Source organism: Pseudomonas sp. NPDC087626 (assembly GCF_044743405.1).
Lineage (GTDB): Bacteria > Pseudomonadota > Gammaproteobacteria > Pseudomonadales > Pseudomonadaceae > Aquipseudomonas.
Window position 1 is genome coordinate 85,008 of record NZ_JBIUWJ010000017.1, and the last position, 25,100, is coordinate 110,107.

The following is a 25,100-nucleotide window of genomic DNA, read 5'->3' on the forward strand; positions in this document are numbered from 1 at the left end:
GCTCAAGACATCTTGACCCCGACTGCGTCAAAAGGTCCCGGCGGTTGCCTATCTTACATTCAGCCTTGCCAAGACAAAGCAGGCCCTGGGGATTAGAATGTCGCGCATTCTCTTTTGGTGACGGCGATATGACTGATCAGCGCAAAGGCAGCGATGCCGAACCCACCACACACTTCGGCTTCAAAAACGTTCCGCAAAGCCAGAAAGCGGAAAAAGTCGCTGAGGTGTTCCACTCGGTAGCGGCCAAGTACGACCTGATGAACGACGTGCTGTCCGGCGGCATGCACCGCCTGTGGAAGCGCTTCACCATTGAGCTGTCGGGTGTGCGCGCAGGCAATCGGGTCCTGGACATCGCCGGCGGTACCGGTGACCTGGCTGCCAAGTTCTCCCATCTGGTCGGCCCGACCGGCCAGGTAGTGCTGGCCGACATCAACGAATCCATGCTCAAGGTCGGTCGTGACCGCCTGTTGGACAAAGGCGTGGCCGGCAACATCGAGTTCGTCCAGGCCGACGCGGAAAAGCTGCCGTTCCCGGACAACCACTTCGATTGCGTGACCATCGCCTTCGGCCTGCGCAACGTCACCCACAAGGAAGACGCCCTGCGCTCGATGCTGCGTGTACTCAAGCCTGGCGGCCGCCTGCTGGTGCTGGAATTCTCCAAGCCGACCAACGCCCTGATGTCCAAGGTCTACGACGCCTACTCGTTCGCCTTCATGCCGATGGTCGGCAAACTGATCCTCAATGATCCGGAAAGCTATCGCTACCTGGCCGAGTCGATCCGCATGCACCCGAACCAGGAAACCCTGAAGTCGATGATGGTCGAGGCCGGTTTCGACCGAGTGACCTACCACAACATGACCTCAGGCATCGTTGCCCTGCACCGCGGCATCAAGCCCTGATGTTGCTCGCCGGCCTGCTCGCCAGCGTCGAACTCGGCCTGAACCGGGTCCTGCGGCTCGACAGCACGGCGCTGCCGCGCCTGGCCCATTTGAACGGCAAGGTCATTGCCGTCGAGTGCCGCAGCCCGGCGTTGCAGCTGTTCATCCTGCCCAGCGATGAGGGCCTGATGCTGGCGGCCCACTGGGCAGCCGAAGCCGATTGCACCCTGCGCGCACCGGCGGCCAGCTTGCTCAAGCTGGCCATCAGCAAGGACAAGACCGCAGTGCTGCACAGCCCGCAAGTCGAGCTGGACGGTGACAGCGGCGTGCTGCTGGAGCTGGCTGGCGTGCTGCAGGACCTGGAGCTGGACTGGGAGTACGAACTCGCACGCTGGCTGGGCCCAGTCGCCACGCAACTGCTCGGCGGCCACCTGCGCAGCCGCGCGCGCTGGTATCAACAAGGCTTCACCAGCCTGAACCAGAACCTGGCCGAATACCTCGCCGAAGAGTCGCGTACCCTGGTCGGGCAACGCGAAGCCGAAGCGCGGTTCAGTGAGCTGGACCAGATCAAACTCGATCTGGAACGTCTTGAGGCGCGCTTGGAGCGTCTTTCCCGATCCCTCGACTCAAGCGATAACGCATGAAGCTGCTCGCCGTCCGCCGTCTGTTGCGCATCCAGCGCGTCGTGATCCGCTACCGCCTCGATGACCTGCTGTTCGCCCTGCCATTGCCCTGGTTCCTCCTGGCACTGCGTTATGCCCTGCCGTGGCGCTGGTTCCCGCGCAAGACCCTGGAACTGAGCCGGGGCGCGCGCCTGCGTTTGGCCCTGCAGGACCTGGGGCCGATCTTCATCAAGTTCGGGCAGATCCTCTCCACTCGCCGCGACCTGCTGCCCGAAGACATCGCCGATGAGCTGATGCTGCTGCAGGACCGAGTACCACCCTTCGACTCGCAACTGGCCGTCAAGCTGATCGAAGAGCAACTGGGGAAAAAGATCAGCGAGGTGTTCAGCCGCTTCGACATCGAGCCCCTGGCCTCGGCCTCGGTAGCCCAGGTGCATGCCGCGCAGCTGAAAAGCGGCGAAGAGGTGGTGGTCAAGGTCATTCGCCCAGGCCTCAAACCGATCATCGCGCAAGACCTGGCGTGGCTGTTCATCCTCGCCCGCACCGCGGAAAAACTCTCCGCCGATGCGCGCCTGCTGCACCCGGTGGACGTGGTCCAGGACTACGAAAAAACCATCTACGACGAACTCGACCTGCTGCGTGAAGCGGCCAACGCCAGCCAACTCAAGCGTAACTTCGACGGCTCGCCCCTGCTGTACGTGCCCCAGGTCTACTGGGACTGGTGCCGGCCAAAAGTACTGGTGATGGAGCGCATCTACGGGGTCCAGGTCACCGACCTGGCAACCCTGGCCGACCAGCGCACCGATATGAAGATGCTCGCCGAACGCGGCGTGGAGATCTTCTTCACCCAGGTGTTCCGTGACAGCTTCTTCCATGCCGACATGCACCCGGGCAACATCTTCGTCAGCACGGTCAACCCGTGGAGCCCGCAGTACATTGCCATCGATTGCGGCATCGTCGGCAGCCTGACCCCGGAAGACCAGGACTACCTGGCGCGCAACCTGTTCGCCTTCTTCAAGCGCGATTACCGGCGTGTCGCCCAATTGCACATCGACTCGGGCTGGGTACCGGCGGAAACCAAACTCAACGAATTCGAAGCGGCGATCCGCACGGTATGCGAACCGATCTTCGAAAAACCGTTAAAAGATATTTCCTTCGGCCAGGTGCTGATGCGCCTGTTCCAGACGGCTCGGCGCTTCAATATGGAAGTCCAGCCGCAGTTGGTCCTGCTGCAAAAGACCCTGCTCAACATCGAAGGCCTGGGCCGCCAGCTGTACCCGGACCTGGACCTGTGGAACACCGCCCAGCCGTTCCTCGAACGCTGGATGCGCGAACGCGTCAGCCCGAAAACCCTGCTGGGCAACCTGCACAACCAGGTCGAGCAGCTGCCGCACCTGGCCAACATGACCCGCGATCTGCTCGAACGCATGACCCAACCCCACGCCGCCAACCCGCCCGTGGCCTGGCATCGGCGCTCGGACGACTGGTTCCTGCGCCTGCTCGGTGCCGCCCACCTGGCTGGCGGTGCGATCCTGCTGGCCGGTGGTCCGCTGAACGAACTGGGCCACTGGCCGGGCGCAATTATGCTCGCGGTGGGTTTGTATCTGGTCGTTCGCCGATAGCCAGCCGGGTTGTCGGCTGGCACACTGAGCCAGAACAGCTGCAAGCTGCAAGCTGCAAGCTGCAAGCTGCAAGCTGCAAGCTGCAAGCAAATTCGTGGTGTACACATGACGCAAGCACAAGGCACAGGCTTTTACTTGCAGCTTGAAGCTCAAAGCTTGTAGCTGCTTTCAGGAATCGAAGATGAAAAACTGGCTGGACGAGATCAAATGGGACAGTGACGGCCTGGTGCCGGCGATCGCCCAGGACCACAAGACCGGGCGCGTGCTGATGATGGCCTGGATGAACCGCGAAGCACTGGAGCTCAGCGCTGCCGAGAACCGCGCCATCTACTGGTCACGCTCGCGTGGCAAGCTGTGGCGCAAGGGCGAAGAGTCCGGCCACGTGCAGACCCTGCATGAGATGCGCCTGGACTGCGACGCCGACGTGATCATCCTGATGGTCGAGCAGATCGGCGACATCGCCTGTCATACCGGGCGCCAAAGCTGCTTCTACCGCGTATTCGAGAACGGCGACTGGAAAACCGTCGACCCGGTGCTCAAGGACCCGCACGCCATTTACTCTGCAGGACACAGCCATGAGTGACACCCTGACCCGCCTGGCCCAGGTGCTGGAAGAGCGTAAAGGCGCCGCCGCCGACAGTTCCTATGTCGCCAGCCTTTACCACAAGGGCCTGAACAAGATTCTGGAGAAAGTCGGCGAAGAGTCGGTCGAGACCATCATTGCCGCCAAAGACGCCGCCGTCAGCGGAGATTGCAGCGATGTCATCTACGAAACCGCCGACCTGTGGTTCCATAGCATGGTCATGCTGGCCCAGTTAGGGCAGCATCCGCAGGCGGTACTCGACGAACTGGACCGCCGCTTCGGCCTGTCCGGGCACGACGAGAAAGCCTCGCGTCCAGCCAACTGAATAACGATTAGAGAGGAGCAGCAAGATGGGCATTTTTGACTGGAAACACTGGGTCGTCATTCTGGTGGTGGTAGTGCTGGTATTCGGCACCAAGAAACTGAAAAACCTCGGCACCGACGTTGGCGAATCGATCAAGGGCTTTCGCAAGGCCATGAACGATGACGAAAAACCCGCCGAACCGGTGGTCCCACCGACCGCACAGCCAGCACCGCCCGTGCAGCCACAGGCTTCGACCCTGAACGAGCCGCACACCATTGACGTGCAGGCCCAGAAAGTCGAAGAGCCGACCCGCAAAGACTCGTGAGCACAGACTAATGTTTGGTATCAGCTTCTCTGAACTGCTGCTTGTCGGCCTCGTTGCCCTGCTGGTGCTGGGCCCCGAGCGTCTGCCGGGCGCTGCGCGCACCGCCGGCCTGTGGGTCGGGCGCCTGAAGCGCAGCTTCAACGCGATCAAACAGGAAGTTGAGCGTGAAATCGGTGCCGACGAAATCCGTCGGCAACTGCACAACGAGCACATTCTGTCGCTGGAGCAGGAGGCGCGCAAAATCCTCAATCCGCTCCAGCAGCAGCCGACGCCAACTGAAACGCCGATCTCCCCAGCCACGCCTGCCCCAGCGGTGAGCACCGCGGCAGTCGAGCCAGCAGCGGCCACCGTCAGCGCACCTGTCACCGAGCCGGCGGCCACCGCTGCGCCTGCTCCCCACGACCCAACACCGGCGCCGCGAGCCCCATGAGCGATATTCCAGAGAACGACCAACACATGCCGCTGGTCTCGCACCTCACCGAGTTGCGTACCCGCCTGCTGCGCTGTGTCGCGGCGATCTTCCTGATCTTCGCCGGGCTGTTTGCCTTCACCCAGCAGATCTACACCTTCGTCTCGACACCGCTGCGGGCGTACTTGCCGGCGGGTGCGACGATGATCGCCACCGACGTCTCGTCGCCCTTCCTGACGCCATTGAAGCTGACCATGATGGTCTCGCTGTTCCTGGCGATCCCGGTGATCCTGCATCAGATCTGGGGCTTCATCGCACCGGGCCTGTACAAGCACGAGAAGCGCATTGCCGTGCCGTTGCTGGTGTCGAGCATCGTGCTGTTTTATGCCGGCATGGCGTTCGCCTACTTCCTGGTGTTCCCGCTGATCTTCAAGTTCTTCGCCGCTGCCACCCCGGCCGGCGTGGAGATGATGACCGACATCACCAGTTACCTGGATTTCGTCATGACGCTGTTCTTCGCCTTTGGCGTGGCGTTCGAGATCCCGGTGGCCGTGGTCCTGCTGGTATGGATCGGCGTGGTCGACGTCAAGTACCTGCGCAAGATCCGCCCGTACGTGATCATCGGTTGCTTCGTAGTGGGCATGATCCTCACCCCGCCGGACATCTTCTCCCAGACCCTGCTGGCCGTGCCGATGTGGATGCTGTTCGAGATCGGCATCCTGTTCGGCAGCCTGATCAGTAAACGTGGCGAGCATCCGGACGACCAGCCGGCTGACGATCACAACGACCAGCCGCCAGCGACCCAACCGTGAACCTGCTGCTCCTCGAAGAGGCCGATTTCATTGCGCCCGACCGGGTCGTACTGCGCGATCGGCGCTTGACCCACATGCAGGAAGTGCACCGCTGCGAAGTCGGTGACAGCATGCGCGTCGGACGCATCGGCGGGCTGATGGGTGCGGCCCAAGTGCTGCGCCTGGAACCCGGCGAAGCCGAGTTGCAGGTCAGCCTTGACCAGCCACCGCCGGCCAAGCTGCCCCTGACCCTGGTCCTCGCCCTGCCTCGGCCGAAGATGCTGCGCCGGGTGTTCCAGACCGTGGCCACCATGGGCGTGCCCAAGGTGGTGCTGGTCAACAGCTACCGGGTCGAAAAGAGCTTCTGGCAGACCCCCTTCCTCGAGCCCGAGGCGATTCGCGAACAATTGATCCTCGGCCTGGAGCAGGCCCGCGACAGCGTGCTGCCGGAAATAGTCATCGAAAAACGCTTCAAGCCCTTCGTCGAAGACCGCCTGCCGACCATCGTCGAGGGCACCCTCGGGCTGGTCGGCCACCCTGGCAACTACCCACCCTGCCCTCGCGGGCTGACCGAGCCCGTGACCCTGGCCATCGGCCCGGAAGGCGGCTGGATCCCCTACGAAATCGACCTGCTGGGCAAGGCCGGACTGCAACCGGTACAGCTCGGCGAGCGTATCCTGCGAGTCGAAACCGCAGTCACCGCACTGCTCGCTCGCCTATTCTGATCCCCAGGATCGTAGGAGCACCTACAGATTCTCTTTAGTCGGCCGATAGACTCTCCATAATTCGAATCAATGGGGAGTCTGCAGCATGTACCGATGGTTAGCCGAGAACCTTGGCAATGTGAGCGTAAATCGCAAGCTGGGCATCGGCTTCGGCCTGGTCTTGCTGATGACCCTGCTGATCACCGTCAACGGCTGGGCGGGCATGAGCAGCATCATCAGCCGGGGCGACAAGCTCGGCTTCATCTCCAGCCTCGCCGCACTGACCAAAGACCTGCGCATTGCCCGCCTGGACTATGACATGCGTCACGGCGAGCAAGGACCGGCGGCGGTGAACGAGGTGTTGAACAACCTCGACCAGGGCCTCAAGAGCGCCCTGACGATGATCGAGCAGCCCGCCGACGCCGCCATACTCAATGAGCAACTGGAAGCCGTCAGCGAGTACCGGCACGCCTTCGCCGACATGACCCAGGCCACCACCCATCGTGAAGCCGCCAGAGCCAAGCTGGGCGCGACCGCTGACGCTGCCGTGGCCCGCGTCAGCGAAGTGGAGAAAGCCCTGCTGCAAGGCGACAACGTGGCGCAGTTCAACAGCGTCATCGACCTCAGCAAACTGCTCCAGCAGGCGCGCTTCCAGGTCCGCGGCTACACCTACAGCGGCAAGGCCGAGGCCGAACAGCCGGCCCTGGCCGCCATCGACGCAGCCCTCGACTACCTCAAGGCCCTGCCCGCGCAACTGCCCGAGCAGCACGTCGGCAACCTGCAACAGGCCAGCGACTCGCTGATCGGCTACCGCGCGGCGGTCAGCCAGTACCGCGATGCCCAGGTGGCCAGCGCCACCGCACTCAAGGACATGGCCCATCAAGGCGACGTCCTGCTGGAACTGAGCAAAAAACTCACGCTGTCGCAGACCGTCGTCCGCGACACCGACGCCGCCCACGCCAAGAACACCCTATTGCTGAGCACGGTGCTGGCCCTGGTGTTCGGCCTGATCGCTGCCTGGGCCATCACCCGGCAGATCATCATCCCGCTGAACCAGGCCCTCAAGGCCGCCGAGCGGGTGGCCGCCGGCGACCTGACGCACAACCTGATCTCCCAGCGCCGCGACGAACTGGGCCAACTGCAGCGCGCGATCCAGAGCATGATCGTCGGCCTGCGCGAGCTGATTGGCGGGATCAGCGATGGCGTCACGCAAATCGCCAGCGCTGCCGAAGAGCTGTCGGCGGTGACCGAGCAGACCAGCGCCGGGGTCAACAGCCAGAAGGTCGAGACCGATCAGGTCGCCACCGCGATGAACGAAATGGCCGCCACCGTGCAGGAAGTCGCGCGTAACGCCGAAGAGGCCTCGGAGGCCGCCGTCGCGGCCGACCAGCAGGCCCGTGAAGGCGACAAAGTGGTCGGCGAAGCCATCGCCCAGATCGAGCGCCTGGCCACCGAGGTCGGCCACTCCACCGAAGCCATGGGCCATTTGAAGCGCGAGAGCGACAAAATCGGCAGCGTGCTGGACGTGATCAAGTCCGTGGCCCAGCAAACCAACCTGCTGGCCCTCAATGCCGCCATCGAGGCCGCGCGGGCCGGTGAGGCCGGCCGGGGTTTTGCCGTGGTCGCCGATGAAGTGCGCAGCCTGGCGCAACGCACCCAGAAGTCCACCGAAGAGATCGAGGAACTGATCGTTGGCCTGCAGAGCGGCACCCAGCAGGTCGCCACCATCCTGGACAACAGCCGCAGCCTGACCGACAGCAGCGTCGAGCTCACCCGTCGCGCGGGCGGTTCGCTGGACAACATCACCCGCACCGTCTCAGCGATTCAGGCAATGAACCAGCAGATCGCCGCCGCGGCCGAGCAACAAAGCGCCGTGGCCGAAGAGATCAACCGCAGCGTGCTGAATGTGCGTGATGTGTCCGAGCAGACCTCGGCCGCCAGTGAGGAGACCGCCGCCTCCAGCGTTGAGCTGGCGCGGTTGGGTACTCATCTGCAGATGCTGGTGGGTAAATTCAGGGTCTGATCGGTGGCACACGCGAGGCTGGCAACAGCCTCCCGGTTCAGGCGTCGCACCCGCCAACCTGGCGAATGTGCTGCGCCAGGGCCGCGAGGTCGTGGTTGAGCTCACCCTTGAAGTCATGGGACGAGATATAGCCTTCGTAGCGCTCGAAGAACTTGTCGACGTTGGAACTGATGGGTTTGAAGGCGCTGGAGTCGCCCGTCCCGTGCATGGGGAAGAGCTTGGCGTGCAAATGGTCGATGCCATAGCCTTCCAGCATCAAGCCCGTGCGGCCAACGTCCGGCAGCGCGCGGTCGATCAGCAGTGCGACTTTTTTCGCGGCGATCATCAACCCCGACAATACCTCATCCGACTGGGCGAACGCGTAGCTGCCAACGTGCTGCCGGGGCACGACCACCGAGAAGCCCGGTGTATTGGGACGGCTGGAGAGGAATGCCACGTGGGCTTCGTCCTCCCAGATCAGGTGCATGGGTGCCTGGCCGGCGAGCATTTTGCAAAAGATACAGTCCATGTTGTTCAAGCCCGTCCGTGGAGTCCTTGATAAACGTTTCTGCCGGCCAGTTATTTAGTGGCGTCCTTACAAGACCTGACGCAAGAACGCCTGCGCCCGCGGATCCTTCGGCGCATCGAAGAACTCGGCTGGCGAGGCATCTTCCAGCAACTTGCCGTGATCGAAGAACAGCACCCGGTCCGCCACTTCGCGGGCAAAGCCCATTTCGTGCGTCACGCAGACCATGGTCATGCCTTCCACAGCGAGGGTCTTCATCACATCCAGCACTTCGCCGACCATTTCCGGGTCGAGTGCCGAGGTCGGCTCGTCGAACAGCATGACCTTGGGCTCCATGGCCAGCGCCCGGGCGATTGCCACCCGCTGTTGTTGGCCGCCGGACAGGCGCGACGGGAACTCGTGGGCCTTCTGCGCAATGCCGACCTTCTCCAACAGCGCCATGGCCTTGGCTTCGCGCTCCTTCTTGGCGCGCTTGCGCACGACCTTCTGCGCCAGGCACAGGTTCTCCAGCACGGTCATGTGCGGGAACAGGTTGAAGTGCTGGAACACCATGCCGACTTCACGCCGGTAGGCATTCACGTCGGTTTTCGGGTCGGCCAGTTGCAGGCCGTCGATGCTCACCGAGCCGGAATCGAACTCTTCCAGGCCATTGAGGCAGCGCAAGAAAGTCGATTTGCCGGAACCGGACGGACCGATGACCACCAGCACCTCGCCCTTGGCCACCTGGGTGGTGACGTTGTCCACCGCGCGAACCACCTGGCCACGGGTGTCGAAGACTTTTATCAGATCGCGGACTTCAATCACTTTGCGCGAGCCTCCGCTCAAGCCGGCTGGCCATTTTCGACAGCGGCAGGTTGATCAACAGGTACAGCCCGGCCACGCAGAACAGGATTTCGAACGGCGAGAACGAGGTGGTGATGACTTCACGGCCACTCTTGAGCAGCTCGGTGATGGCGATGACCGACACCAGCGAGGTGTCCTTGACCAGGCTGATGAATTGCCCGGCCAGTGGCGGCAGCACCCGCTTGAATGCTTGCGGCAGCACCACATGGCGCATCGACTGGCTGGCATTCAGGCCCAGGGAGCGCGCGGCTTCGTTCTGCCCACGGGCAATCGACTGCACGCCCGATCGAATGATCTCGGCCACGTAGGCCCCGGTGAACAGCGACAGCGCGGCAATCCCGGCGAACTCGCGGGACAGGTTGAGCACCGTGCCGATGAAGAAGTAGAAAATGAAGATCTGCACCAGCAGCGGCGTACCGCGCACCAGCTCGATGTAGACGATCGACAGGTCGCGCAGGGTCGGGTTGTTCGACAGCCGACACAGGCCGGTTGCGAGACCGATCAACAGCCCAAGCACACCCGAGACCAGCGACAGCCACAAGGTTGTCCACAAGCCCCACAGCAGCGGTCCTGCGGCCCAATGCCGGGTGACACCGATCACATCGCCTTCGGCCACATCGTCGCCACGGGCCACTTGCAGGCTGTTGTCGTCGACCGTCAGCACTTGCTCGGTGCCGGCGTCGTTGCGCAGGGTCACCTCAGCTTTGTCACCTTTGCGCACCAGTTCGCTGACGGTGGAGATGTCGGCGGCACGCTGGGTGTCTTCGGCGTGATAGGCGAAGTACTGCGGCACGCGGTTCCAGCGCCATTCGTAGGACATCAGCGAGGTGGCGTAGTACAACGCGCCGGCCATGCCGACCAGCACCAGCACGGTCAGGACGTGCCAGGGCCATTGGGCTTTTTTATGTTTCATTGCGGGTTCCGGGATGTTTGTTGCCTGTCAGGCCGTCATCGCGGGCAAGCCCGCTCCCACAATGGTCCAGGTGAGCAGCATTTTTGTGTCCAACGCTGAACCTGTGGGAGCTGGCTTGCCAGCGATTGAAGCGACTCGGTCTATCTGACCAAGCCTTATTCCATGTCTTTCTGCCAAGCGGTGTCTTTGAACCACTTGTCATGAATACGATCGTAGGTGCCGTCTTCGTGGATCTGGTGCAGGAAGTTGTTGATGAAGTTCAGGCTGTCGTAGTCGCCCTTCTTCAGGCCGAAAGCCAGTGGCTCGTAGGTGAACGGCTTGTCGAGGAACACCAGCTTGCCGTTGCCGACCTTGTTCACTGCCACCACGTTGTACGGTGCGTCGTAGACAAAGGCGTCAGCCTTGCCGTTGACCACGTCGAGCACACCTTCCTGTTCGTTGTCGTAGCCGTGGTACTTGGCTTTGGACATCAGCTTCCTGGCGACCATTTCGCCCGTGGTGCCGAGCTTGGAGGTGATGCGGTAGTCAGCGCTGTTCAGGTCTTTATAGGACTTGATGGTGCCTTCCAGCTCCTTGCGGATCAGCAGCGTCTGGCCGACCACGATGAAGGGTTCGCTGAAGTTCAGGCGCAGGTTGCGTTCCTGGGTCAGGGTCATGCCGCTGCCGATCATGTCGAACTTGTCGGTCAGCAAGGCCGGGATGATGCCATCGTAACCGGTGGATACCAGTTCCAGCTTGACGCCCATGGCCTTGGTCATGGCTTTGAGCAGATCGACTTCGAAGCCAATGATTTCGCCGCGCTTGTTGGTCATTTCAAACGGCATGTAGGTCGGATCCATGCCGACTTTCAACGTGCCACGCTTGACTGCATCGTCGATGGCGCCGGCCTGCGCCGCGTTGACTGCTACCAGTGCCGAGACGCCGAGCATCAGCATCGAGAGATACTTCTTCATCATCAAAGTCCCCAATCTTTTTGTAGTAAGGCGCGCAATCGAACGCTTTTTTGTGGAAAACGGCCGATACGGACACAAAGGTTGTCCGGGCACACCAAAGAAGGGAGCGATGCTAACGCACTCGGCCGTTTGCACAAGTGGTTACGAAGTTTCAGGCAAAAAAAAGCCCCGCGGATCGGCGGGGCTTTTTCATCAGGCCGGTTGTGCCTGCAAGCTCAAGGGCTTGAGCGGCAACAGCGGCGCATGGGGGTCGGCTTTCACCGAAGCCCGCCAGGCGTCCAGCCAGTCGGCGTGGCCTTCGCTCCAGACCTGCTCATGCAGGCGAGCCAGGGCGACCGGGTCGCTGAGCAACTGCAGGCGCTCATGGTTGTTCAAGCCGGCCGGGCCGACTTTCAACGCATGGCGTACCCGCTCGGTGCGCAACCACTCGATCGGCTCGGCCTGACCGTGACGCGAAGTCGCCAGCGCACACGCCAGGGCGTTCTGCTGCGGGTCGACCACGGCGCGGATGAAGCCGTCGTTCAGGGCGTGCCAGCGGTTCTCGTGGGTGTACTGGTCGGTCGCCAGCAAGGCCTGTGGCGGATTGTATTCCTCAGGAATCAGGAACAGGCTCTCGTCACGGGACTTCAGGCCCAGGCCCACACGGCTGGAGATCACCGACACCGGGATCGACAGCATCAACGAACCGACGATCGGCACCAGCCACCACAGGAAGCTCGGGTTCAGCCAGATCACCAGCAAGGCCCAGAAGAAGCCCAGCAGGGTCTGTGGACCGTGACGCTTGACTGCCTCGCTCCAGGGCGTGGAGTCATCGTCACGCTGTGGCGAGTTCCAGGTCGCGGCCCAACCGAGGAACGCGGCGAGCACAAACCGGGTGTGGAAAATCATCCGCACCGGCGCCAGCAACATGGAGAACAGCATCTCCAGGAGCATCGACAGGGTGACCTTGAACTTGCCGCCGAACTCTTTCGCGCCCTTGGCCCAGATCAGGATGATGCTCAACAACTTCGGTAGGAACAGCAGCACGATGGTGGTCGAGAACAGCGCGATGGCCTTGTCCGGGTGCCATTGTGGCCACAGCGGATACAACTGGCGCGGTTCCAGAAAGTACTGCGGCTCCATCAGCGTGTTGACCGCCAGCAGCGCCGTCGACAGCACCAGGAAGAAGAACCACAGCGGTGCCGACAGGTAGGACATCACGCCCGTCAGGAACACCGCACGGTGCACCGGGTGCATGCCCTTGACCAGGAACAGGCGGAAGTTCATCAGGTTACCGTGGCACCAGCGACGGTCACGCTTGAGTTCGTCCAGCAGGTTGGGCGGCAGTTCTTCGTAGCTGCCCGGCAGGTCGTAGGCAATCCACACGCCCCAGCCGGCACGGCGCATCAGCGCGGCTTCAACGAAGTCGTGGGACAGGATGGCACCGGCAAACGCGCCTTTACCGGGCAACGGCGCCAAGGCGCAGTGCTCGATGAACGGCTTCATGCGGATGATCGCGTTGTGCCCCCAGTAGTGGGATTCGCCCAACTGCCAGAAGTGCAGGCCGGCGGTGAACAGCGGGCCGTAGACCCGGGTGGCGAACTGCTGCATGCGTGCATACAGGGTGTCCATGCCCGAAGCCCGTGGCGCGGTCTGGATGATCCCGGCGTCCGGCGTGGCTTCCATCAAGCGCACCAGGCTGGTCAGGCACTCACCGCTCATCACGCTGTCGGCGTCGAGGACCACCATGTACTTGTAGTCACCCCCCCAGCGACGGCAGAAGTCGTCGAGGTTACCGCTCTTGCGTTTGACCCGACGGCGACGGCGGCGATAGAAGATCTTGCCAAAGCCCTTGGCTTCGCGGCAGACATCCAGCCAGGCTTGTTGCTCGGCGACACAGATATCGGAGTCGTTACTGTCACTGAGGACGAAGAAATCGAAACGATCGAGATCGCCAGTGGCGGCCACCGATTCGAAGGTCGCGCGCAAACCGGCAAATACCCGGGGCACGTCTTCGTTGCAGATCGGCATCACCAAGGCGGTGCGGGCGTCTTTGGGAATCGGCTCGTTGCCGGCACTTTTACCGGAGATGCGGTATTTATCGTGACCGGTCAGCAGCTCGAGAAAGCCCATCAGCGCGGTCCAGAAACCGGCCGAGACCCAGCAGAACAGAATCCCGAACAGAATCAGGATGCTGGTCTGCAAGGCGTATGGCAGCACTTGCGTGGCGGTTTGCATCAGCGGTTGATGCAGGACTTCGTTCAGGTCGACGAACGACCAGCCCTGGTACGGCATGATGCCTTTCATGTACCAGCCGGCAACGATGGTCTGGCCAAGCATCAGCACCAGCAGGATGTAGCGGCGAATCGAACCGACGGTGCGCCAGCGCGCGGCCGGCAGCACACGTTCATCCTTGGGCGGTGCCGGCGGATTGGTGCGACCGGTCAGCCGACGCCAGCCGCGCACCAGGATATTGGTACGCCACGGCTCGGGCACGACCTTGGTCCGACGGATCGGCGGGGTGGCTTTCAGGCACACCCGGCCGCTGGCGTCGAGCACCAGCATCTCGGCCTCTTCCAGCTCCTCGGCGGAGTTGAGGGTCAGGCGACGGCCGACCGAGGCCTGTGCGGCCTCGGTCGGTGCGTCGAAGGTCGACGAGGACAGGCGTTCATGCAGTTCGCTGAAGGATTTGCAGCCCGCCAACTCGGCGCGCTGCTCATCGGTCATCGGCAAATGCGCCAGATACTCGCTGAGCGACTCTGGCTGTGCTTGGGAATTACTCATCGGCAGGCAACTGATAGCTCCAGGTCTCGGTCAAGACTTCTTCAGTCGGCGCCGATTCCGGTGTGGCTGGGGCCGCTTCGGCAGCAACTGGCTGCTTGGCGTCTTTGTTGTCCTTGGTCTTGCTCTCGGCAGCGGGCTTGGCGTCAGCCTGTTTGGCGTCCGCTTGCTTGGCTTCTGCCTGCTTGGCTTCCTTGTCCGCTTTCTCTTGCTGCTTGGCGGCCACTTTGTCGGCCTTGGCCACCGAGGAATTGGAGCTTGGCAGCGAAGTCTTGGTCAGGTCCGCCGGCACGATGGGCTGCACCAGGGCCGCACGCATCTCGGTCGACTTGCTCGGGTCCTTGATCTTCATCCGCAGGGTCAGGCGCCAGCCCTTGGTTTCAGGGTTGTAGCGCACGCTGTTCTCGACCAGCTCGGCATTGTCACCCACGCTGACCTGGCTACGAACGTCGGCCTCCGGCGGCAGGGCCGCCAGGGATGGACCTTCGAAATCCACCAGGTAGGCAACACTGCCATCCGGCTGACGGATCAGGTTGGACTGCTTGACGTCGCCGGTGGAGCGCAGGGTCTGGCTGACCCACGCGCTATCCGGGGCGTGCAGGGCTGCTTCGTCGATGGTCCAGTGCAGGCGATAGGCTACATCCAGTGGCTGGCCAGGCTCCGGCAGTTTTTCCGGGCTCCAGAAAGCCACGATGTTGTCGTTGGTTTCGTCGGCGGTAGGAATTTCCACCAGGTCGACCGAACCCTTGCCCCAATCACCTTTTGGCTCGATCCAGGCACTTGGGCGCTTGTCGTAGCGGTCGTCGAGGTCTTCATAGTGGCTGAAGTCGCGGCCACGTTGCAGCAGGCCAAAACCACGTGGGTTCTCTACCGAGAAGTTGCTCACGGCCAGGTGTTTCGGGTTGTTCAGCGGACGCCAGATCCACTCGCCGTTGCCGGCATGGATCGCCAGGCCGCTGGAGTCGTGCAGCTCGCGACGGTAGTTGAGGACCTTCGATGGCTGGCTGGCGCCGAACAGGAACATGCTGGTCAGCGGGGCGATGCCCAGCTTGCTGACCTTGTCACGCAGGAACATCTGCGCCTTGACGTCGACAATGGTGTCGCTGCCAGGACGCAGGGTCAGGCGGTAGGCGCCGGTGGCACGTGGCGAATCCAGCAGGGCGAAAATCACCAGGTGCTTGTCGCCCGGCTTCGGCTGCTCGATCCAGAACTCGGTGAAACGCGGGAATTCTTCACCCGACGGCAGCGCGGTATCAATCGCCAGGCCACGGGCCGACAGCCCATAGGTATGGCCCTTGCCGACGACGCGGAAATAGCTCGCGCCGAGCATGGTCATGATTTCGTCTTGCTTGTCGGCCTTGTTGATCGGGTAAAGCACACGGAAACCGGCATAACCCAGTTGTTCGGTGGCCTTGGGATCAAACTTGACGTCGCCGAAATCGAAACGACTTGGGTCGTACTTGATCTCTTCGACGGTATTGGCCGTGATTTCGTTGATTTTCACCGGCGTATCGAAATGCATGCCCTGGTGATAGAACGACAGCTTGAACGGGGTCTTTTTATCGGCCCATTCAGCTTTTTCGGTCAGGAAACGAATTTTTTGATAGTCGGCGAATTTCATTTCGCGAAATTCGTTCGGCAGATTGCTGCGCGGAGCCTCGTATTTCTGCCCAGCCAGCTCTTTTGCCTTGGCCGACACATCGTTCAGATTGAATGCCCAAAGCTGGCCGGCGCTGAGCAGGCAAAACAGGGCAGAGCCTGTCGCCAGTGCGTTTCGTAACCGTTTGGCAGACAATTTTGGTGCAGTACAGGGACTAACAATCACGAGCAACCCTCGCCGAAAACAGATCAAAAAACCAACGGCCAGCTATCTATATGCCAGGTTGGCGAGCATTGTTCCGACTCCGATGGGGCAAAATGATTCCCCAAACGGTCGTGAACAAGTCTCTACCTAAGTCAAAAATGGGCCAACGAACGCTGATCCCCGTAGCGCGGGATTATCTAGTAGCCCGCGTTACAACGCATCAGGGGTAACAAAGTATTTATTGCGAAAAACCCCTGTTTCACCCCGAAACAGCCCTGAAAAGATGTTTCAAACGCTTTCAGGTCTGCAACAGGAAGGTCACCGGGCCATCATTGACCAGATGCACCTGCATATCCGCGCCAAATCTGCCTGATGCCACATTGCCATGCAACTGCTGTGCTTTGCCTAGTAAATAGTCAAAAAGCTCTTCGCCCAGTGCCGGAGGGGCAGCGGTCGAAAAGCTCGGGCGCAGGCCATTTTTGGTGTCGGCGGCCAGGGTGAACTGCGAGACCAACAGCAACCCCCCGCCGACATCGGCCAAGGACAGGTTCATCTTGCCCTCGGCGTCGCTGAATACCCGATAGTTAAGCAGCTTCTGCACAAGTTTGTCGGCGCTGGCCCGGGTATCGTCGGGTTCAACGGCCACCAGGACCAGCAAGCCCTGGTCGATCGAGCCGACAACCTCCCCCGCTACCTCGACGCGCGCGCCACGCACGCGCTGCAACAGGCCCTTCATGCTTCTTCAGGCGGCAGGTCGAGCAGGCGCCGCGCCATCTGGTTGGCAGCCCGCACCAGGGCATCGGTGATACCCGGCTCGGAGGCTGCGTGCCCGGCGTCGCGGATCACCTGCAGTTCACTGTTGGGCCAGTTCTGGTGCAACTCCCAGGCATTGTCCAACGGGCAGATCACGTCGTAGCGGCCATGCACGATGACGCCAGGCAGGTGGGCGATCTTGCCCATGTCGCGAATCAGCTGGTTGGGTTCCAGGAAGGCGTTGTTGGTGAAGTAGTGGCATTCGATCCGGGCAATCGACAGCGCGCGTTGCGGCTCCGAGAAGCGATCGACCACCAACGGATTCGGGCGCAGGGTCGCGGTGCGGCCTTCCCAGAGCGACCAGGCCTTGGCCGCATGCATCTGGGCAATCTGGTCGTTGCCGGTCAGGCGCTTGTGGAAGGCGTTGAGCAGATCGTCGCGTTCGTCCTGGGGAATCGGCGCGATGTAGTCCTGCCAGTAATCCGGGAACAGACGGCTGGCGCCCGCCTGGTAGAACCATTCGATTTCCTGCGGGCGGCAGAGAAAAATCCCGCGCACAATCAGGCCGTGCACGCGCTCTGGGTGGGTTTGTGCGTAGGCCAGGGCCAGGGTCGAACCCCAGGAGCCACCGAACAGCACCCACTTGTCGATGCCCAGGTGCTGGCGAATCCGCTCCAGGTCGGCAACCAGGTCCCAGGTGGTGTTGTTTTCCAGGCTGGCGTGGGGTGTGGAGCGGCCACAACCGCGCTGGTCAAAGGTGACAATGCGGTACAGGTTCGGATCGAAATAACGTCGGCTCATGGCATCGCAGCCCGCCCCGGGGCCACCGTGAATGAACACCACCGGCAAACCTTCCGGTGATCCGCTTTCGTCGACGTACAGGGTATGGGTTTCATCGACGGCCAGATCATGCCGGGCGTAAGGTTTGATCTGCGGGTACAAAGTCTGCATTGCGCGCTCCGTAAGGGGTCGAGGTCATCCCTGGGGGGACTTCTATTATTCTGCCGTTGGGCATCATAAACCCGAATAGCGCAATGAGCATGTCCCTGAAGAAAATACGGTTTTTGCGACGCTTGTGTGGGCGCTGTCGCGGGCAAGCGGAGCACGGCCCGGCCGGCTCCCACAGGAATTTTTTATTGGGGGGGCAAAATCAGCCAGCACCCAAATTCACTGTGGGAGTGAGTCGGGTTATGCGCTATAGCGCTGCCGCCCCCAGGCCAACATCCCTTGCAACAGTTGCTTGAGCACCACCTGGGTCGGAGCGGCCAGGTCGGGGCGGTAGCGGAATGGCTCGAACTCTTCCATATAGGTGCACTGCCCCAGCTCCAGTTGCACCGCATGAATGTTTTCGTCCGGGTTGCCGTAATGACGGGTGATGTGGCCGCCCTTGAAGCGCCCGTTCAACACGTGACTGTAATCGCTGTGGCCAGCACAGATCGCTTCCAGCTCGGTGGCCAGCGTCGGATCGCAACTGGCACCGTTGAAGGTGCCGAGGTTGAAGTCCGGCAGCTTGCCTTCGAACAGGTGCGGGATCACCGAGCGAATCGAGTGCGCGTCGAACAGCATGGCATAGCCGAACTCGGCCTTGAGCCGCGCCAACTCCTGCTGCAGCGTGCGGTGGTACGGGGTCCAGACCTGCTCCAGATAACGTGCGCGCTCCTCGGTAGACGGCTCCAGCCCTTCGCGGAACAACGGCACGCCGTCGAACAGGGTCGCCGGGTACAGGCCGGTGGTCGCGCCGACGTACAGCGGCTTGTCGTCAGACGGACGATTGAGATCGATGACGAACCGCGAATACTCCGCCGCCAGGGTGCTGGCGCCCAGTTCCTGGGCGAACTCGTAGAGTGTCGGAATGTGCCAGTCAGTGTCCGGCAGGCTTTGCGCGGCGGGGATCAACCCGGCCTCGACGGCTGGCGTCAGGCGCACACCGGCGTGCGGCATGCTGATCAGCAGCGGCACCCGGCCTTGTTGGAAGTTCAGAACCTTATCCACAGCTGCTCTCCTAAATCTCGACTTCAACGCCGTGACGCACGACGCGTTTTTCCAGGTCACCACCCAACCAGTACGACAGGTCGGCCGGACGATCGATCTGCCAGGCGACGAAGTCGGCAACCTTACCCACTTCCAGCGAACCGTGGGTGTCGGCCATGCCCAGCGCAGTGGCGGCGTGGATTGTCGCGCCAGCCAAGGCTTCCTCCGGTGTCATACGAAAGCAGGTGCAGGCCATGTTCAGCATCAGGCGCACCGACAGGGCCGGCGACGTGCCGGGGTTGAGGTCGCTGGCGATGGCGATTTTCACTTCGTGCTTGCGCAGGGCATCCATCGGCGGCAACTGGGTTTCGCGCAGGAAGTAGAACGCCCCAGGCAGCAGTACGGCTACCGTACCGGCCGCGGCCATGGCGATGGCGTCGTCTTCGGTCATGAACTCCAGGTGATCGGCCGACAACGCCTGATAACGCGCCGCCAGGCTGGAGCCATGCAACGACGACAACTGCTCGGCGTGCAGCTTCACTGGCAGACCCAGCTTCTGCGCGGCGATGAACACCCGCTCCACCTGTGCCGGCGAGAACGCCAGGTATTCGCAGAACGCATCCACCGCATCCACCAGCCCTTCAGCCGCCAGGGCCGGGAGCATCTCGTTGCAGATATGCTCGATGTAGTCGTCGCTGCGATCGGCGTACTCCGGTGGCAAGGCGTGGGCCGCCAGGCAGGTAGTGCGCACGCTGACCGCAAACGCCTCACCGAGGCGCCGGGCGACACGCAGCATCTTGCGCTCGCTGACCAGGTCCAGACCGTAGCCAGACTTGATCTCGATGCTGGTGACGCCGTCGCGCAGCAGGCTTTTCAGGCGCTTGGCGGCACTGGCGAACAGTTGGTCCTCCGTTGCGGCACGGGTCGCGCGCACGGTGCTGGCGATGCCCCCGCCGGCGGCAGCGATCTCGGCATAGCTGACCCCTTGCAGGCGCTGCTCGAATTCGCCACTGCGGTTGCCGCCAAACACCGTGTGCGTGTGGCAGTCGATCAGGCCCGGGGTCACCCAGGCCCCCGCGAGGTCATGGACCTCGGGGTAATAATCCGACGGCAGCTCGCTACGTGGGCCGATCCACTCAATGTGCGCACCTGACGTCACGATGGCGGCATCCTCGATGATCGAGTAAGTGCCTTGGGCCATGCTTGCAACGTGGCAGTGTTGCCAGAGAGTTTTCATCCCAGGCCTCCGTTAGGTTATCGATGGGACATGGAAGGGTCGCGACTCACCTCGACCGCCGTTGGGGCAGCCGGCTTGACCCACAATTTATAAGCAATCACCAGCAAGACGATCCACACCGCACCGACTACCAGCGCTGCCTGGGTGCTCGGGAAGTAACCCAGCACACCAAATACAAACAGCATGAACACTATCGCGGCCGCCGGCGCATAAGGCCAGAACGGTACCGGGAATTTCAGCTCGGCGACTTGCTCGCGGGTCATCGAACGACGCATGGCCACTTGGGTCACCAGGATCATCAACCACACCCAGACGGTGGCGAAAGTCGCGATCGAGGCGATCACCAGGAACACATCCTTGGGGATCAGGTAGTTCAACACCACGCCGCCCAGCAACGCTGCGCCCATGACCACCACGGTCATCCACGGCACGCCCTGTTTCGACAGCTGGGCAAACCCCTTGGGTGCGTGGCCCTGCTGCGCCAGGCCGTACATCATGCGTCCGGCACCGAAGATATCGCTGTTGATCGCCGATACTGCCGCCGAGATCACCACGATGTTAAGCACAGTTGCCGCCGCGCCGATGCCCAGGCTGTCGAAGATCTGCACGAACGGGCTGCCCTGGCTGCCAATCTGTGGCCATGGGTAGATCGCCATCAACACAAACAGGGTCAGCACGTAGAACAGCAGGATCCGCAGAGGCACCGCATTGATCGCCCGTGGAATCACCCGTTGTGGGTCCTTGGCTTCACCGGCAGTGATACCGATGATCTCGATGCCGCCGAATGCGAACATCACCACCGCCAGGGAGGCAATCACACCGCCGATGCCATTAGGCATGAAACCACCGTGGGCCCACAGATTGCTCAGGCCGGGAGCCGTTTCAGTGCTGGCCGTGCCGATGCCGAAGAGCATGATGCCAAAACCGCCGAGAATCATCGCGACGATGGCGGCGACTTTCAGCAGCGACAGCCAGAACTCCATCTCACCGAAGACCTTGACGTTGCACAGGTTCAGCCCGCCGATCAGCAGCACGATGCCCAGCACCCAGATCCAGCGCGCGACTTCCGGGAACCAGAAGCCCATGTAGATGCCGAAGGCCGTGACGTCGGCCAGGCAGACGATGATCATCTCGAAGGCGTAGGTCCAGCCCAGGATGAAGCCGGACATGGGCCCCAGGTAGGTGCTGGCGTAATGGCCAAAGGAACCCGAGACCGGGTTATGCACGGCCATCTCGCCCAGGGCGCGCATGACCATGAACACCGCTGCGCCACCAATCAGGTAGGCCAGCAGCACGGCCGGCCCGGCCATCTGGATGGCCGAGGCGGAACCGTAGAAAAGCCCGGTGCCGATCGCCGACCCCAGTGCCATGAAGCGAATATGTCGGGCGGATAGCCCGCGTTTCAAGCCTTTGTCTGGCTGTTGCATTGCTCGTCCCTATTATTTTTGTCGAAGCAAATCGATTCGCAGGCAAACCTGCTCCCACAGGTTCAGCGCAATCCTTGTGGGAGCCGGCTTGCCCGCGATGGGGCGCTTACAGGCTCGGCAGCAACTTCGCCGTCACCAGTTCATTCAAGCAACGCGAAGCCAGCAGCTCGCTGGCGGCGTTGATGTCCGGCGCGAAGAAGCGGTCCTTCTCGTAGAACGGCACTTTGGCGCGCAAGGTGCTGCGGGCTTTTTCCAGTTTCGACGAGGTTTTCAGGCCGTCGCGCAGGTCCAGGCCCTGGCAGGCAGCCAGCCACTCGACTGCGAGAACGCCACGGGTGTTTTCAGCCATTTCCCACAGGCGCTTACCTGCCGCCGGGGCCATGGACACGTGGTCTTCCTGGTTGGCCGAAGTCGGCAGGCTATCTACCGAATGCGGGTGCGCCAGGGCCTTGTTTTCGCTGGCCAGGGCCGCCGCAGTCACCTGGGCGATCATGAAGCCGGAGTTGACGCCACCGTTGGCCACCAGGAACGGCGGCAGTTGCGACATGTGCTTGTCCATCATCAACGAAATGCGGCGCTCGCTCAGGGAGCCGATTTCCGCGATGGCCAGGGCCATGTTGTCAGCGGCCATCGCCACTGGCTCGGCGTGGAAGTTGCCGCCGGAGATCACATCGCCTTCGCTGGCGAAAACCAGCGGGTTGTCGGACACGGCGTTGGCTTCGACGGCCAGCACTTCAGCGGCCTGGCGGAACTGGGTCAGGCAGGCGCCCATGACTTGCGGCTGGCAACGCAGGGAGTACGGGTCCTGGACCTTGTCGCAGTTCTGGTGCGAATCAGACACTTCACTGCGCTCGCCCAGCAGGTCGCGGTAGGCTGCGGCCGCGTCGATCTGGCCCTTCTGGCCACGGGCAGCGTGGATGCGTGCGTCAAACGGCGAGCGCGAACCCAGCACGGCTTCCACGGTCAGGCCGCCCAGTGCCAGGGCACCGGCGAACAGGTCTTCACCTTCAAACAGACCACGCAAGGCGTAGGCCGTCGATACCTGGGTGCCGTTCAGCAGCGCCAGGCCTTCTTTGGCAGCCAGGGTCAGCGGCGCCAGGCCGGCGACTTTCAGCGCCTCGGTCGCTTCCAGCCATTCACCCTTGTAACGGGCCTTGCCTTCGCCCAGCAGGACCAGCGACATGTGGGCCAGGGGCGCGAGGTCACCGGATGCACCGACCGAGCCTTTGAGCGGGATGTGCGGGTACACCTCGGCATTGATCAGGGTGATCAGGGCGTCGATCACCACCCGGCGAATGCCGGAGAAACCACGGCTCAGGCTGTTGACTTTGAGCACCATGATCAGGCGCACCAGCGCATCGCTGATCGGCTCGCCAACACCGGCGGCGTGGGACAGCACCAGGGAGCGCTGCAGGTTTTCCAGGTCTTCGCTGGCAATGCGGGTCGAGGCCAGCAGGCCGAAACCGGTGTTGATGCCGTAGGCGGTGCGGTTTTCCGCGAGGATCTGTTCCACGCAGGCCACGCTGGCGTCGATCTGTGCCGAAGCACTGTCGTCCAGGGTCACACGCACCGGCTGCTGATACACGGCACGCAGTTGGGCAAGGCTCAGTTGGCCTGGGATTAGGTTCAGCGCAGTCACATTCATTCTCCTTTTGAGAGTTTATTAACCAGACGCTCCGGAAGTATCCGTTGTCCGTCGCTTCCCGCTTTTGAGGGGTGGCGCCTTGGCACGCTGGTCTTGGTTAGAAGTCAGTACAAATCGGCAAATGTCTCTTGCAGCGAGGCCGGGTCTTTCAACAGCATGGTCATTAATCCACGGTTTTCAGCCTGCACAAGCAATCTCTGCCGACATCACTGATGCAGGAGCTGGCTGCCCGCCGGCTCCTGCGGGTAGTGCGTTACTGGCCGGTGATCATCGGCAGGTTCAGGCCCTGTTCTTTGGCGCAGTCGATCGCGATCTGGTAACCGGCGTCGGCGTGGCGCATTACGCCAGTGGCCGGGTCGTTGTGCAGGACACGAGCGATACGCTCAGCCGCTTCGTCGGTACCGTCGCAGACGATCACCATGCCCGAGTGCTGGGAGAAGCCCATGCCGACGCCGCCGCCGTGGTGCAGGGAAACCCAGGTCGCGCCGCTCGCGGTGTTGAGCAGGGCGTTGAGCAGTGGCCAGTCGGACACGGCATCGGAACCGTCCTGCATCGATTCGGTTTCGCGGTTCGGGCTCGATACCGAACCGGAGTCCAGGTGGTCGCGGCCGATCACGATCGGTGCTGACAGCTCGCCGCTGCGCACCATTTCGTTGAACGCCAGGCCCAGCTTGGCGCGCAGGCCCAGGCCAACCCAGCAGATACGTGCCGGCAGACCCTGGAAGCTGATGCGCTCGCGCGCCATGTCCAGCCAGTTGTGCAGGTGCGCGTCGTCCGGGATCAGTTCCTTGACCTTGGCGTCGGTCTTGTAGATGTCTTCAGCGTTGCCCGACAGTGCAGCCCAACGGAACGGGCCGATGCCACGGCAGAACAGCGGACGGATGTAGGCCGGTACGAAGCCTGGGAAGTCGAAGGCGTTTTCCACGCCTTCTTCTTGCGCCATCTGACGGATGTTGTTGCCGTAGTCGAAGGTCGGAATCCCCATTTTCTGGAAGTCGAGCATCGCCTTGACGTGCACCGCCATCGATTGCTTGGCGGCTTTGACCACGGCAGCCGGCTCGGTCTTGGCACGGGCGCGGTACTCTTCCCAGGTCCAGCCGGCCGGCAGGTAGCCGTTCAGTGGGTCGTGGGCGCTGGTCTGGTCGGTGACCATGTCCGGGCGTACGCCACGCTTGACCAGTTCCGGCAGGATCTCTGCCGCGTTGCCCAGCAGCGCGATGGAAATCGCCTTGCCTTCCTTGGTGTATTTTTCGATGCGTGCCAGCGCGTCGTCGAGGTCGGTGGCTTGCTCATCGACATAACGGCTGTTCAGGCGGAAGTCGATGCTCACTTGCTGGCATTCGATGTTCAGCGAGCAAGCGCCAGCCAGGGTTGCAGCCAGAGGCTGGGCGCCACCCATGCCGCCCAGGCCTGCGGTCAGCACCCAACGGCCTTTGAGGTCAGCGTTGTAGTGTTGGCGACCGGCTTCGACGAAGGTTTCGTAGGTGCCTTGGACGATGCCCTGGCTGCCGATGTAGATCCAGCTGCCAGCGGTCATCTGGCCGTACATGGCCAGGCCCTTGGCATCCAGTTCGTTGAAGTGTTCCCAGCTGGCCCAGTGTGGCACCAGGTTGGAGTTGGCGATCAGTACGCGCGGGGCGTTGGCGTGGGTCTTGAATACGCCGACCGGCTTGCCGGATTGCACCAGCAGGGTCTCGTCGTCATTCAGGTTGGTCAGGCTTTCGACGATCTTGTCGTAGCATTCCCAGTTACGCGCTGCGCGACCGATACCGCCGTAAACCACCAGTTCTTTAGGGTTCTCGGCAACTTCCGGGTCGAGGTTGTTCATCAACATGCGCAGCGGCGCTTCGGTCAGCCAGCTCTTGGCGGTCAGTTTGTTACCGCGGGCAGCGCGGATTTCAACGTCACGGTATTTCGTAGGCTTATTCTCGGTCACGAACAGAACTCCTCAGCAATCAATCCAAACCAACCCAGGCGGCGGGCGAGCAAGCCGGCGAACAACGATGCACACCAGCGAATCTGTGGAC

At 62.2% G+C, this 25,100-nt stretch carries 23 protein-coding genes and 1 pseudogene; 11 read left to right on the forward strand and 13 right to left on the reverse strand.

The features are described 5' to 3' along the window. The first annotated feature begins 128 nt into the window (after positions 1 to 128). From ubiE to ACIOVD_RS16210, 11 genes and pseudogenes are all read left to right on the forward strand, one after another. Positions 129 to 899, forward strand: a complete 771-nt coding sequence (gene ubiE / locus ACIOVD_RS16160; RefSeq protein ID WP_095167285.1) for a bifunctional demethylmenaquinone methyltransferase/2-methoxy-6-polyprenyl-1,4-benzoquinol methylase UbiE — start codon at positions 129 to 131, stop codon at positions 897 to 899. Beyond that, positions 899 to 1,522: an SCP2 domain-containing protein gene (locus ACIOVD_RS16165; protein WP_095167287.1), complete on the forward strand. Its 624-nt coding sequence runs from the start codon at positions 899 to 901 to the stop codon at positions 1,520 to 1,522. The genes ubiE and ACIOVD_RS16165 overlap by 1 nt, the downstream gene beginning before the upstream one ends. Next, a complete protein-coding gene (gene ubiB, locus ACIOVD_RS16170) occupies positions 1,519 to 3,123 on the forward strand; it encodes a ubiquinone biosynthesis regulatory protein kinase UbiB (RefSeq protein ID WP_095167289.1) in 1,605 nt (534 codons plus the stop codon). Before ACIOVD_RS16165 ends, ubiB begins: the two co-directional genes overlap by 4 nt. A 181-nt stretch (positions 3,124 to 3,304) precedes the next feature. Then, on the forward strand, positions 3,305 to 3,706 hold the full coding sequence (hisI, locus tag ACIOVD_RS16175; RefSeq protein ID WP_095167291.1) for a phosphoribosyl-AMP cyclohydrolase: 402 nt from the start codon (positions 3,305 to 3,307) through the stop codon (positions 3,704 to 3,706). Further along, positions 3,699 to 4,031 carry a phosphoribosyl-ATP diphosphatase gene (locus ACIOVD_RS16180; RefSeq protein ID WP_095167293.1) on the forward strand — a complete coding sequence of 111 codons (333 nt, stop codon included), beginning with the start codon at positions 3,699 to 3,701 and terminating at the stop codon, positions 4,029 to 4,031. The genes hisI and ACIOVD_RS16180 overlap by 8 nt, the downstream gene beginning before the upstream one ends. A 25-nt stretch (positions 4,032 to 4,056) precedes the next feature. Then, on the forward strand, positions 4,057 to 4,335 hold the full coding sequence (locus ACIOVD_RS16185) for a twin-arginine translocase TatA/TatE family subunit (RefSeq protein WP_095167295.1): 279 nt from the start codon (positions 4,057 to 4,059) through the stop codon (positions 4,333 to 4,335). Between the two features lie 10 nt (positions 4,336 to 4,345). Beyond that, positions 4,346 to 4,765, forward strand: coding sequence for a Sec-independent protein translocase protein TatB (tatB, locus tag ACIOVD_RS16190; protein WP_095167297.1), 420 nt, complete (start codon positions 4,346 to 4,348; stop codon positions 4,763 to 4,765). Beyond that, positions 4,762 to 5,556: a twin-arginine translocase subunit TatC gene (tatC, locus tag ACIOVD_RS16195; RefSeq protein WP_095167298.1), complete on the forward strand. Its 795-nt coding sequence runs from the start codon at positions 4,762 to 4,764 to the stop codon at positions 5,554 to 5,556. Before tatB ends, tatC begins: the two co-directional genes overlap by 4 nt. After that, on the forward strand, positions 5,553 to 6,260 hold the full coding sequence (locus ACIOVD_RS16200) for a 16S rRNA (uracil(1498)-N(3))-methyltransferase (protein ID WP_401129051.1): 708 nt from the start codon (positions 5,553 to 5,555) through the stop codon (positions 6,258 to 6,260). Before tatC ends, ACIOVD_RS16200 begins: the two co-directional genes overlap by 4 nt. 202 nt (positions 6,261 to 6,462) lie before the next feature. Further along, positions 6,463 to 7,404, forward strand: a pseudogene (locus ACIOVD_RS16205) (methyl-accepting chemotaxis protein); the annotation flags it as partial. Positions 7,405 to 7,548: 144 nt separating this feature from the next. Next, positions 7,549 to 8,262, forward strand: coding sequence for a methyl-accepting chemotaxis protein (locus ACIOVD_RS16210; protein WP_371917580.1), 714 nt, complete (start codon positions 7,549 to 7,551; stop codon positions 8,260 to 8,262). A gap of 37 nt (positions 8,263 to 8,299) precedes the next feature. Here ACIOVD_RS16210 and ACIOVD_RS16215 read toward each other — a convergent pair whose 3' ends face one another. The 13 genes from ACIOVD_RS16215 to hutU all read right to left on the reverse strand — a co-directional run bounded on the left by ACIOVD_RS16215 (position 8,300) and on the right by hutU (position 25,009). Beyond that, positions 8,300 to 8,770: an HIT family protein gene (locus ACIOVD_RS16215; RefSeq protein WP_095167303.1), complete on the reverse strand. Its 471-nt coding sequence runs from the start codon at positions 8,768 to 8,770 to the stop codon at positions 8,300 to 8,302. 66 nt (positions 8,771 to 8,836) lie between these two features. Continuing rightward, positions 8,837 to 9,571, reverse strand: coding sequence for an amino acid ABC transporter ATP-binding protein (locus ACIOVD_RS16220; protein ID WP_095167305.1), 735 nt, complete (start codon positions 9,569 to 9,571; stop codon positions 8,837 to 8,839). Next, on the reverse strand, positions 9,564 to 10,523 hold the full coding sequence (locus ACIOVD_RS16225; RefSeq protein WP_095167307.1) for an amino acid ABC transporter permease: 960 nt from the start codon (positions 10,521 to 10,523) through the stop codon (positions 9,564 to 9,566). The genes ACIOVD_RS16220 and ACIOVD_RS16225 overlap by 8 nt, the downstream gene beginning before the upstream one ends. A 155-nt stretch (positions 10,524 to 10,678) precedes the next feature. Continuing rightward, positions 10,679 to 11,476, reverse strand: coding sequence for a transporter substrate-binding domain-containing protein (locus ACIOVD_RS16230; RefSeq protein ID WP_095167516.1), 798 nt, complete (start codon positions 11,474 to 11,476; stop codon positions 10,679 to 10,681). Between the two features lie 192 nt (positions 11,477 to 11,668). Then, the gene (gene mdoH / locus ACIOVD_RS16235) at positions 11,669 to 14,239 is read right to left on the reverse strand and encodes a glucans biosynthesis glucosyltransferase MdoH (protein WP_401129054.1); all 2,571 of its coding nucleotides are present in this window, start codon (positions 14,237 to 14,239) and stop codon (positions 11,669 to 11,671) included. After that, positions 14,232 to 16,004, reverse strand: coding sequence for a glucan biosynthesis protein (locus ACIOVD_RS16240; protein WP_401129080.1), 1,773 nt, complete (start codon positions 16,002 to 16,004; stop codon positions 14,232 to 14,234). The genes mdoH and ACIOVD_RS16240 overlap by 8 nt, the downstream gene beginning before the upstream one ends. Positions 16,005 to 16,338: 334 nt before the next feature. Beyond that, entirely contained in the window at positions 16,339 to 16,776 is a 438-nt protein-coding gene (dtd, locus tag ACIOVD_RS16245) for a D-aminoacyl-tRNA deacylase (RefSeq protein WP_095167311.1), read from the reverse strand. Beyond that, positions 16,773 to 17,744 (reverse strand): prolyl aminopeptidase, encoded by a 972-nt coding sequence (gene pip / locus ACIOVD_RS16250; protein WP_401129056.1) that lies wholly within the window; start codon positions 17,742 to 17,744, stop codon positions 16,773 to 16,775. The genes dtd and pip overlap by 4 nt, the downstream gene beginning before the upstream one ends. A gap of 237 nt (positions 17,745 to 17,981) precedes the next feature. Then, positions 17,982 to 18,785 (reverse strand): N-formylglutamate deformylase, encoded by an 804-nt coding sequence (gene hutG / locus ACIOVD_RS16255; RefSeq protein ID WP_401129058.1) that lies wholly within the window; start codon positions 18,783 to 18,785, stop codon positions 17,982 to 17,984. A 10-nt stretch (positions 18,786 to 18,795) separates the two neighbouring features. Further along, the gene (gene hutI / locus ACIOVD_RS16260; protein ID WP_401129060.1) at positions 18,796 to 20,001 is read right to left on the reverse strand and encodes an imidazolonepropionase; all 1,206 of its coding nucleotides are present in this window, start codon (positions 19,999 to 20,001) and stop codon (positions 18,796 to 18,798) included. Positions 20,002 to 20,018: 17 nt separating this feature from the next. Further along, entirely contained in the window at positions 20,019 to 21,428 is a 1,410-nt protein-coding gene (locus tag ACIOVD_RS16265) for an amino acid permease (protein ID WP_095167318.1), read from the reverse strand. Positions 21,429 to 21,534: 106 nt separating this feature from the next. Then, positions 21,535 to 23,073, reverse strand: a complete 1,539-nt coding sequence (hutH, locus tag ACIOVD_RS16270; RefSeq protein WP_095167320.1) for a histidine ammonia-lyase — start codon at positions 23,071 to 23,073, stop codon at positions 21,535 to 21,537. Positions 23,074 to 23,326: 253 nt separating this feature from the next. Then, positions 23,327 to 25,009 carry a urocanate hydratase gene (gene hutU / locus ACIOVD_RS16275; protein ID WP_095167322.1) on the reverse strand — a complete coding sequence of 561 codons (1,683 nt, stop codon included), beginning with the start codon at positions 25,007 to 25,009 and terminating at the stop codon, positions 23,327 to 23,329. Between the last annotated feature and the right edge of the window lie 91 nt (positions 25,010 to 25,100).

Excerpts from the sequence above, each read along its gene's own strand:
- tatB (WP_095167297.1), top strand. The coding sequence starts at position 4,346 with ATGTTTGGTATCAGCTTCTCTGAACTGCTGCTTGTCGGCCTCGTTGCC.
- ACIOVD_RS16230 (WP_095167516.1), bottom strand. The coding sequence starts at position 11,476 with ATGAAGAAGTATCTCTCGATGCTGATGCTCGGCGTCTCGGCACTGGTA.
- ACIOVD_RS16165 (WP_095167287.1), top strand. The coding sequence starts at position 899 with ATGTTGCTCGCCGGCCTGCTCGCCAGCGTCGAACTCGGCCTGAACCGG.
- hutI (WP_401129060.1), bottom strand. The coding sequence starts at position 20,001 with ATGAAAACTCTCTGGCAACACTGCCACGTTGCAAGCATGGCCCAAGGC.
- ACIOVD_RS16210 (WP_371917580.1), top strand. The coding sequence starts at position 7,549 with ATGAACGAAATGGCCGCCACCGTGCAGGAAGTCGCGCGTAACGCCGAA.
- dtd (WP_095167311.1), bottom strand. The coding sequence starts at position 16,776 with ATGAAGGGCCTGTTGCAGCGCGTGCGTGGCGCGCGCGTCGAGGTAGCG.
- ACIOVD_RS16225 (WP_095167307.1), bottom strand. The coding sequence starts at position 10,523 with ATGAAACATAAAAAAGCCCAATGGCCCTGGCACGTCCTGACCGTGCTG.
- mdoH (WP_401129054.1), bottom strand. The coding sequence starts at position 14,239 with ATGAGTAATTCCCAAGCACAGCCAGAGTCGCTCAGCGAGTATCTGGCG.
- hisI (WP_095167291.1), top strand. The coding sequence starts at position 3,305 with ATGAAAAACTGGCTGGACGAGATCAAATGGGACAGTGACGGCCTGGTG.
- ubiB (WP_095167289.1), top strand. The coding sequence starts at position 1,519 with ATGAAGCTGCTCGCCGTCCGCCGTCTGTTGCGCATCCAGCGCGTCGTG.
- tatC (WP_095167298.1), top strand. The coding sequence starts at position 4,762 with ATGAGCGATATTCCAGAGAACGACCAACACATGCCGCTGGTCTCGCAC.
- pip (WP_401129056.1), bottom strand. The coding sequence starts at position 17,744 with ATGCAGACTTTGTACCCGCAGATCAAACCTTACGCCCGGCATGATCTG.
- ACIOVD_RS16185 (WP_095167295.1), top strand. The coding sequence starts at position 4,057 with ATGGGCATTTTTGACTGGAAACACTGGGTCGTCATTCTGGTGGTGGTA.
- ubiE (WP_095167285.1), top strand. The coding sequence starts at position 129 with ATGACTGATCAGCGCAAAGGCAGCGATGCCGAACCCACCACACACTTC.
- ACIOVD_RS16180 (WP_095167293.1), top strand. The coding sequence starts at position 3,699 with ATGAGTGACACCCTGACCCGCCTGGCCCAGGTGCTGGAAGAGCGTAAA.
- ACIOVD_RS16265 (WP_095167318.1), bottom strand. The coding sequence starts at position 21,428 with ATGCAACAGCCAGACAAAGGCTTGAAACGCGGGCTATCCGCCCGACAT.
- hutH (WP_095167320.1), bottom strand. The coding sequence starts at position 23,073 with ATGAATGTGACTGCGCTGAACCTAATCCCAGGCCAACTGAGCCTTGCC.
- ACIOVD_RS16215 (WP_095167303.1), bottom strand. The coding sequence starts at position 8,770 with ATGGACTGTATCTTTTGCAAAATGCTCGCCGGCCAGGCACCCATGCAC.